At 39.7% G+C, this 9,512-nt stretch carries 8 protein-coding genes and 1 tRNA gene; 2 read left to right on the top strand and 7 right to left on the bottom strand.

Translation table 11 applies throughout. The features are described 5' to 3' along the window. Positions 1-193: 193 nt before the first annotated feature. Positions 194-904, bottom strand: coding sequence for a cAMP-activated global transcriptional regulator CRP (gene crp / locus FTU37_RS13480; RefSeq protein WP_180004890.1), 711 nt, complete (start codon positions 902-904; stop codon positions 194-196). Between the two features lie 148 nt (positions 905-1,052). Between crp and FTU37_RS13475 the strand changes: the two genes are divergently transcribed. Together FTU37_RS13475 and FTU37_RS13470 are read left to right on the top strand one after the other, a co-directional pair. Continuing rightward, positions 1,053-1,481 carry an OsmC family protein gene (locus tag FTU37_RS13475; RefSeq protein ID WP_078191820.1) on the top strand — a complete coding sequence of 143 codons (429 nt, stop codon included), beginning with the start codon at positions 1,053-1,055 and terminating at the stop codon, positions 1,479-1,481. Positions 1,482-1,884: 403 nt separating this feature from the next. Further along, positions 1,885-2,631, top strand: a complete 747-nt coding sequence (locus FTU37_RS13470; protein WP_180124493.1) for an IS5 family transposase — start codon at positions 1,885-1,887, stop codon at positions 2,629-2,631. A gap of 86 nt (positions 2,632-2,717) precedes the next feature. Here the strand turns inward: FTU37_RS13470 and FTU37_RS13465 are convergent. The 6 genes from FTU37_RS13465 to FTU37_RS13440 all read right to left on the bottom strand — a co-directional run bounded on the left by FTU37_RS13465 (position 2,718) and on the right by FTU37_RS13440 (position 9,365). Further along, a tRNA-Val gene (locus FTU37_RS13465) sits at positions 2,718-2,794 on the bottom strand. Positions 2,795-2,826: 32 nt separating this feature from the next. Continuing rightward, positions 2,827-4,839 (bottom strand): DUF3488 and transglutaminase-like domain-containing protein, encoded by a 2,013-nt coding sequence (locus FTU37_RS13460; protein WP_180124492.1) that lies wholly within the window; start codon positions 4,837-4,839, stop codon positions 2,827-2,829. Positions 4,840-4,842: 3 nt separating this feature from the next. Further along, on the bottom strand, positions 4,843-5,748 hold the full coding sequence (locus tag FTU37_RS13455; protein ID WP_180124491.1) for a DUF58 domain-containing protein: 906 nt from the start codon (positions 5,746-5,748) through the stop codon (positions 4,843-4,845). A 12-nt stretch (positions 5,749-5,760) separates the two neighbouring features. Beyond that, positions 5,761-6,684, bottom strand: a complete 924-nt coding sequence (locus tag FTU37_RS13450; protein ID WP_373686328.1) for an AAA family ATPase — start codon at positions 6,682-6,684, stop codon at positions 5,761-5,763. A gap of 262 nt (positions 6,685-6,946) precedes the next feature. Beyond that, positions 6,947-7,249, bottom strand: coding sequence for a YbdD/YjiX family protein (locus FTU37_RS13445; protein ID WP_180124489.1), 303 nt, complete (start codon positions 7,247-7,249; stop codon positions 6,947-6,949). Between the two features lie 13 nt (positions 7,250-7,262). Beyond that, on the bottom strand, positions 7,263-9,365 hold the full coding sequence (locus FTU37_RS13440; RefSeq protein ID WP_078190161.1) for a carbon starvation CstA family protein: 2,103 nt from the start codon (positions 9,363-9,365) through the stop codon (positions 7,263-7,265). Positions 9,366-9,512: the final 147 nt, after the last annotated feature.

Below are 9,512 nucleotides of genomic sequence, written 5' to 3'. Positions count from 1 at the left end.
AGCAAGTAACTTGGACCAGTGTTGATCATTTAGCATTGTTCGAGGCATAGCGAGTGTAAAATTGGGTTTGGCGATTTAATTTTACTATCTCGCTATTTTTTTAATCAACAAATGTCAACAGACCCTAGTGAGAAATGAATAGACATAAAAAAAGCAAACCCCTGAGTTTGCTTTTTTTTATTTAGAAGAATGATTATTCTTCGTCGTCAAATTCGTCAGAAGCCAATTGACTTTTATCTTCAAGCGATGCATCAAAAATTAGAATCGCTTTACCATCAGTTTCAATCATGCCTTGCTCTTCAAGTGTTTTTAGAACACGACCAACCATTTCACGGGAACAACCCACGATACGACCAATCTCTTGACGAGTAATACGAATCTGACGACCATTCGGCAAAATCATTGCTTCAGGTTGTGAAGATAAATCAATTAAGCAACGTGCAATTCGACCTGACACGTCAATAAACGCAAGGTCAGTTACTTTACGCGTCGTATTTTTAAGACGGCGTACAAGCTGTGCAAATACCGCATAACTTAAGTCTGGGTATTGTTTACTTAATTCATGAAAGTTTTCATAGGTAATCTCAGCAATTTCACATACATCTCGCGTACGCACTTCTGCAGTACGCTGTGCATTTGCTTCGAATAGACCCATTTCCCCAAAAAAGTCACCCGCATTTAAGTACGCAACCACAATTTCACGCTCATCATCTTCGCGTAAAATGATAGATACTGAACCCTTAAGAATTAAATACAAAGATTTAGATTCTGAGCCCGCATCAATGATTGTTGTACGTTTTGGGTAACGATTAATATATGCACGTTTTAATAATGCCTTCACCGACTCAGGTAACTGCCCCGGAGATAGCGCATCTGTGCTAAGTTGTGAAAAGTTTGAAGTCATGCTAACAGTTTCCGAATATGGATAATTTATAGATCGCACAAGACCTAAAGTGAACTTGTCACACGTAAGAGTTGAAATTCCTTATCAACTCAATTTATGTTAGTGTACAGGTACTGCGTAAATTTATAGCTTTTTTTAGGGACTTGCAATGCAAACTAGTGTTCATTGGCTAGAGAATGTTGCTTTTGAAGCAAAAACTCAAAGTGGTCACACTGTTATGATGGATGGATCACAAGAATATGGCGGTGAAAACCGTGGTCCGCGCCCAATGGAACTGATTTTAACAGGACTTGGTGGTTGTGCATCTTTCGATATTGTGACGATTTTAAAGAAAGCACGCCAAGACATTACTGATGTTCGTTGTGAATTAAATGCAGAACGTGCCGACACTATTCCTGCTGTATTCACTAAAATTCATTTGCACTTTGTAGTCACTGGTCATGGCGTGAAGGAAAAGCAAGTTGCAAAAGCGGTTGAACTTTCTGCTGAAAAATACTGTTCTGCTAGTAAAATGCTGATGGATGGTGGTGTAGAAATTACCCATGACTTCGAAATTTTAGAAACTGAAGATGCATAATTTATTTGTTCAATTAAAAGCCGCATAGAATGCGGCTCTTTTGTTTCAAACAATCCGCTAAAGCACACATTGTATAAAGCACTGCTATATAGTCATAAACGCAGAAATATGAGCCAAAGAAGTTTGGCTTAATCACTTAAACAATCAATATCCAAATTGATGTATTTGCACATAGATGCATTTACACCCAATTCCATCTCATGATGATTTTACGACTCAATCCATATGAATCTATTCAAGCCAAATACGATTGAAAACGATTGCGAAGAACACCTTACATATAAGTAGATTTGATTCAACTATAGTCTTCATAACACTTTAATTAGGGTGTGTTGACACTTTTAGCTTAAAAAAATAGCGAAGTAGTAAAATCAAATCGCCAAACCCAATTTTACTATTCGCTATGCCTCGTACCATGCTGACAGATCAACACTGGCAAAAGTTGAAAGTTATTCTGCGTAATTTATCCATTCACCACAACTCAAATTTACGCAATTTTATTGAAGCTATTCTCTATAGAATTAGAACAGGCTGTCCGTGGCGAGATATTCCTTCTTGTTTTGGTCATTCAAACTCTATTTTCAAACGTTTTAATCGTTGGTCAGGCAGCGGTAAGTTACTTAGATTATTCAAATTACTAGCCTCATGCCCCGATATGGAGTGGATTTTTATTGATGGCTCTCATGTACGTGCTCATCAACATTCTGCCGGCATAGCGAATCAATCTATTTCTAAAAGTGTAGGAGGAAACTCCTCAAAAATACATTTGATTGTTGATGCACATGGCAATCCTATTGATTTCATGATTACCGATGGGACCACACATGATGTTAAAGTTGCACCTGATTTAATATCAACATTAGATTTAAAAGAGACAAAAGTGGTATGCGCAGATAAAGGCTATGATTCAGAATCACTGCGTGAACAGATCAGGAAAACAAGGACTAAAGCGAATATACCAAGGAAAATGAATAGCCAATCGAACAATGACCATATGGACTGGTATTTATATAAAATCAGGCATTTAGTTGAAAATATGTTTTGTAGATTAAAGCAATTTAGAGGAATAGCTACTCGATATGACAAGCTCAAAAGCAATTATCAAAGTTCTGTTGCTTTAGCCTGTATATTTTTATGGCTACCTTTATAGGGTTAATTATGAACAGTGAATGTCAACAGACCCTAATAATTTCAGATAAAAAAAAGCAGAATCATTTTGATTCTGCTTTTTGAATTTGGTAGGTTTAACCAGATTCGAACTGGTGACCTCTACGATGTCAACGTAGCGCTCTAACCAACTGAGCTATAAACCTAGAATGCGTAGAATCATATTCATTTTTATTTTTTATGACAAGCCCTTTTCTGACTTTTTTAAACTTTGCGTACAAGTTTTAAGCAAAGCCTTAAAATATTGAATATCATGAGAACTTAGCGCGGTACCTACATAAATTTCCTGCTCAAATAACGTAATAACTTGTTCAAATGCCGCCCTTTCCTGTTCAGGTATATTTTCAGCCAAACGTTGTAACCAATGCCTAAAACTTTCTGAAGCCACTTTTTGCTGGCTCAAGGGTAAATTCTTAGCAAACTTGGCAATTTCTCTTTCAAGAGAGCTTAGGCTTTTTCTTTTTTTCCGCAAAATCCATATAAAATATAATGCTACAATGCCACCAATACTCAAAATAAGAATTAAAACACCTGCATAAGCAGAATTTGTACCGAGCTTTTTAAACCATTGTTGTTGAGATTGAGCATTATAGCCCACCACTTTGCTTTGCCATTGGTAACTCGCATAATCACTCCATACACGGACTTTTTTCAACATCGAAAATTGTTGATAGGCCCAAGTAGACTGCTGGCTCCCAAAAATTGTCCGATCTTGTTCCATATAATCCTGCATCCCACCATCGATACGCTGAGGTGCGATCATGGCTGTAGGATCAATTCGACGCCAATGTTGATTGACATAAACCTCTGTCCACGCATGTGCATCGAGCTGACGAACCTCCCAACTTTTCCCATCTGGTGCTAATTGACCACCTTGATATCCCACAACAATACGCGATGGAACACCCACATAGCGCATCAACATTGCAAAACTCGATGCAAAATGTTCGCAAAACCCCTTTCTTGATCCAAATAAAAAATCATCTATCCGATTTTGCCCCAATACACCTGGGCTTAAGGTATATGCAAAGCGATTTTGTTTATACCATTGCAAAACTTCGGCAATATAACGCTCAGGATTTTGACGACTTCGCTGCCATAAAGTTTGGGCCAATTGTTGTGATTGAACATCCAAGTTTTCAACATAGCGAGTGTTTAATTTTTCAAGTAAAGTCACATTTTTTATTTGTGGCGGCTCTGCACTTCCTAACCATTTCAGTTGAATCGGCTCCGTACGTGCTGTTAATCGGTAGGGTGTAATTCGACCATCTTGACCTAAAGCAAAACGTGCTTCATTGGGAACGGATTGCTCCAACGACATAATCCACATCACACTTGGGTCGGCAGCCAAATATTGATAATTCAATGTCCGTTTGGGTTTTAACTCGGCTAGATTCAGCTGTATAACGTTCTGGTTAAAAAAATGACTGGTCCATTTAGCACCATCATATTCATCTAATGCCATCGCCCGCCAATACAGCTCTGTACGTGGTGGCAAGGCTTGGATATCACCGATTATACGAAAAGCCAAACTACTCGACTGTGATAACTCAGCAATATCGCCCGGAGACATGCTGTCACTGATTCCCGTTGTGGCTTTATTTTCAGGAATAGGAATATGCCATAGCGGCGGCAGGCGTGGAAAAAAGAGAAACAGCAAGATAAAGAATGGAACAGCTAAGGCAATAAATTTACCCACATGCCCAATATCTTGTTTAATCGCCTGTATTTCACCGCCTGAGTTTTGGCTAAAACCAACGGTCTGTAAACGATATAATCCAATAAAGCAGCTCAACAACGCCAATAAAATAACCAATGCCATGGCAAAAGACTGGCTAAACAAAAAGCTACTGGCAATCACAAACATCGCAAAGTTAAATAAAATAATTACATCACGACGTGTTTTTGTTTCTAAAGATTTAGCAAATAAAAATGTACTGAGTACTGCAACCCCTGCATCAACACCAATAAAGGTTTTATGGCTTATATAAATGCTAAATAATGCTGTCAATGTCAGCACATAGGTTAAAATTTTAGAAAATGGTTTTTTACTGGCGCGGGTATTGAGTAATAAAATAAGCCAAATAACTAAAAATACCAATGATGTCGCCACAGGGATATAAAGCATTTGTGCAATGAGCACCAATGCTAAAGTGAGTAATATTGAGCGGCGTATGGTATTTTCAATCATCTCTTAAGCCTGCGCCAATAACCGTTTTGCTTCGGAAAAATGCAGTGCTCCAGTACCTGATGCTAACTCAGCATTAGGTAAATACAGTACATATTGATCGTGATTTTTTTCAGCCTGCTCGACCAAACCCATCATGAGGCTAAGTTTTTCTTCATGACTTTGAGCTGGCATATGGTGATAATGAATCTCCAATTTCTTTAGATCTTCATATTGCTCAAAAACTTTGACATACAAGCCTTGTCCTCGTGCTGCTTGTTTCCATGACACCGCATGAAGTGAATCCCCCGTCTGAAAACTCCGTAATTCGCGAAATTCATCAAGATCAGGTTCAAAATTTTGCTGTTGTTGCTTATTTTCCACGGAATGCCAACTGGCTTGTGGCGCAACCCACGCGGGGTGTTGTGCATACAAATACGTCCAGGCCCGAACTAAACCAAAAGGATAAATACTATAAATGTGTATTGGCGGAATCTGAAAAACACCGCGTTGGCTGGTTGTAAAATTTAATTGAAAGCATTGCTGTTGCGTATTGAACAGTAATTTATGTAGCTGATTTTCTGTTTTAATCCACAAATATCGCGCCTGTTCAACCTCTTGTTTAAAATAAATTTCGACCGAAAGTAATTCCCCAGCTTGCGGGATATCAACAACATTTATTTGAATCTGCAACGCATGAAGCTGTTTAAAAGTAATATAGAAACTAATACACAATACGGCGCTAATTAAAAAGCAAAAGCCTAAAATCAAGTTATTTGCATAATTCACACCTGCAATAAAGGTGATGAAAATTAACACCAAATACAAGTAGCCTTGCTGATAGATAAAGATCAAGACATCTTTTTGAGTCAGCTGTTTATGCTGATCGATTTTAAATCGACGTTCAATCCATTGCTGCCACATCGAAGCCAAGGTTTAACTCCTTTATTGAATTGAAACTTGTTCTAAAAGCTTAGAGGCTTCAAGATCTGACAATCCAATTCGATGAGATACTACAGCTGCAAACACCGCTTGCACATCATCAGGATTCACATAATTTCGCTGCTCAATCAGCGCATAAGCTTGCGCCGCCTTTTTGAGGGCTAAAACACCACGCGTAGAAAGACCATGTCTCCCTTTACGTGTTTCAGCAGCAAGATCCAAAATGTAATCCATTAAACGATCACTCAGATGTATCTGCTCGACAAAACCTTGTAGTTGTAAAATTTCTGCTTCATTAAAGATATGTGCTAATGCTGCAATCAGATCATGGCGTGAAGTTTGTTGGAGCAATAACTTCTCTGCCTGACGCGATGGATAACCTAAAGACAAACGCATTAAAAACCGGTCCAACTGGGACTCAGGCAAAGCATAAGTACCACTTTGAAATAAAGGGTTTTGTGTCGCAATCACCCAAAATGGTTGAGGCAAAGCATAGCGCACACCATCAACCGTCACATACCCCTCTTCCATGGCTTCTAATAAGGCACTTTGGGTCTTTGGACTACAACGGTTGATTTCATCTGCCAATAAAATTTGGGTAAAAATCGGCCCAGATTTAAACTCAAAATGATGTTCTTTTTGATTAAACATATTTACCCCAATCACATCGCTAGCCAGCATGTCATTGGTAAATTGAATCCGTTGAAACTTTAATCCCGCCAAATGTGACAAGGCGCTAGATAATGTCGTTTTTCCTAAACCAGGTAAGTCTTCAAATAACACATGCCCGCCTGCCAATAGACAAGCTAAAGCCAATTTGGTTTGCTGATTTTTATCCAGAATAATTTGGTTAATTTGTTCGAGGAAAGTATTTATTTTCGGGTAAAAAGGTGCAAGGCTCTGCTCACTTAAAAGCGTTGATGTAATATTTTGTTGGCTTTTCTCTGATCCCCACAACACCTTTTATTCCCCAATAAAAAAGTTAAATGAATGACTAAAATACAGTGTTTTATTTAAAAATACAGTGTTTATCTCCAAGCAATACCCAGTTCAATACTTTAAATACATACGCTTGATATTTATTGGGTATACAAAAGCGTTGTTTTCGCTTCGACTGATCACAATTCAGCAAAAAAAAAGCGTCCCGAAGAACGCTTTTTTTATTGGATTTTTAGCACAAGTCAAAGCATTAGCAAGGACATTTCTTCATGTCACCGCCCGTAGATGGATAACGTGCATCTACACAGTGACGATAAAATGTTTTTGCATCCATCGCTTCCAAATCAGGATGATGTTTTGCCATATGTTCCAAATAGTTTTGGTAATCTGGCACACCCACCATCAGGCGGAAGCTTTGCTGTAAACGTTGCCACAACGTCGCAATACGTGACCAATTTTTCGGGTTCAGAATTAGATCCTTCTGCGACATAATGGTCATTTTAATGATTTTATAAATCACCGTTTTTCCACTTTTTGCAAACTTCAGGTTCATTCATATTCCCCTATTAATGTGCTGAATTCGACGGATTAATTTCAGCTGGGTCACGGTAAATCGCTTCTGCTTCATTCACCGATGGATTTGGATTTGCCAAAGCACGACGCACCACACCAATCGCTGCAAATAACATCACAAATGCCACAATCATAAAGAATGCACAAAGACCGGCATTGATTTGATTCGACAATGCAACCGTATGCATTTCAGCCATGGTTTTCGCAGGTGCCAACAATTCATTCTTCGCAATGGCTGCGTTAAAACGATCTGCTTGAGCCAAGAAACCAATCTTTGGATTTTCGTGGAAAATCTTCTGCCAACCAGCGGTCATTGAAGTAATAAACAAGAATACTGTTGGGATAATCGTTACCCAAACATACTTTTGTTTTTTCATCTTGAATAAAATCACTGTACCCAAGATCAATGCCATCGCAGCAAGGATTTGGTTACCAATACCAAATAGCGGCCATAAGCTATTAATACCACCGAGCGGATCAACCACACCTTGGTAAACGAAGAAGCCCCAACCTGCGACAGCCACAGCGGTACCCAACAGATTTCCGAAGAAGTTATGTGAGTTCTTAACCGCAGGAACCACGATACCCACTGTATCTTGCACCATGAAACGACATGCACGCGTACCTGCATCCACAGCAGTTAAAATGAAGAGTGCTTCGAATAGAATCGCAAAGTGATACCAGAATGCCATCATTGAACGGTTATTGAAAATTTCCGTAATAATGTGAGCCATACCAATCGCAAATGTTGGCGCACCACCTGTACGAGACAGAATCGAATTTTCACCCACTTCTTGTGCAAGTAAGGTCAATGCTTCAGGTGTTACCACGAAGCCTAATGTACGAACTGCTTCTGCAGCGGACTCAACCGTTGTACCAATCACAGCTGCTGGCGCATTAATCGCAAAATACACACCAGGCTCAAGAATCGTTGCACAGACCAATGCCATGATCGCAACAAAAGATTCCATCAACATGCCGCCATAACCGATCATGCGAATATCTTTTTCATTATTCACAAGCTTCGGTGTCGTTCCTGAAGAAACGAGCGCATGGAAACCTGAAATCGCACCACAGGCGATGGTAATAAACAAGAATGGGAACATTGAGCCTGCAAATACAGGACCTGTACCATCAATAAAATGCGTCACCGCTGGCATTTTCATTTCAGGCAATGCAAACATGATCCCAATTGCCAAACCTGCAATAACACCAATTTTCAAGAAAGTAGATAGGTAATCACGTGGAGCAAGCAGTAACCAAACAGGTAATACAGAAGCTACGAAACCATAACCAATCAACCACCAAGTTAGTTCAGTACCTGAAAGAGTAAAGAATGGACCCCAGTATGGGTGCTGTGCAATGTCGCCACCATAGATAATCCCTGCCATCATCAGTACAAAACCAATGATCGACACTTCTGCGATTTTACCCGGACGGATAAATCGCATGTAGATACCCATGAAAATCGCAATCGGCACTGTGGCCGCGATACTGAAGACACCCCACGGACTGTTGGTCAACGCTTTTACAACCACCAAAGCTAGTACCGCTAGAATGATGATCATCACACCTAATGCGCCGAGCATCACGATGATTCCGGCAAATGAGCCAAGTTCTTGTTTTGCCATTTCACCGAGTGAACGACCATCACGACGCGTCGAGATGAATAAGACTAAAAAGTCTTGAACCGCACCTGCGAGAACAACACCCACCAAGAGCCAAATTGTTCCCGGCAAATAGCCCATTTGTGCAGCAAGGATCGGACCGACTAAAGGGCCAGCACCTGCAATCGCGGCAAAGTGGTGACCAAATAGAACGCTTTTATTGGTTGGCACATAATCCAAACCGTCAGCTAAGCGATGGGCAGGCGTTAAACGTCGCTCATTCAGTTCAAAGACTTTATTGGCAATAAATAAACTATAAAAACGATACGCAATGCTATACACACAGATTGCTGCAAGGATCAGCCAAACTGCATTGACATGCTCGCCTCGACTGAGTGCTAGTATACCGAATGAAACGGCACCTAGAATGGCTACAAACAGCCAGATAATCTTTGAAGCCATTCCTGACTTCGGTTGAATGGTTTCCATCTCAATCCCTCATAAATGTTGAAATAAATCAGCTTGATTTTTCTTGTTCGAGGTACTGCTGTTTCTTCCCTTGAAACTCTACTCCTGTTATGGGCTTTTTCATCTAATACTTTGGCATAAAAATTTAAACCAATAGGTATAAAAAAA

The organism is Acinetobacter sp. YH12097, from assembly GCF_013419225.1.
GTDB lineage: Bacteria > Pseudomonadota > Gammaproteobacteria > Pseudomonadales > Moraxellaceae > Acinetobacter > Acinetobacter amyesii.
This window is presented reverse-complemented; position numbering and strand designations above follow the sequence as displayed.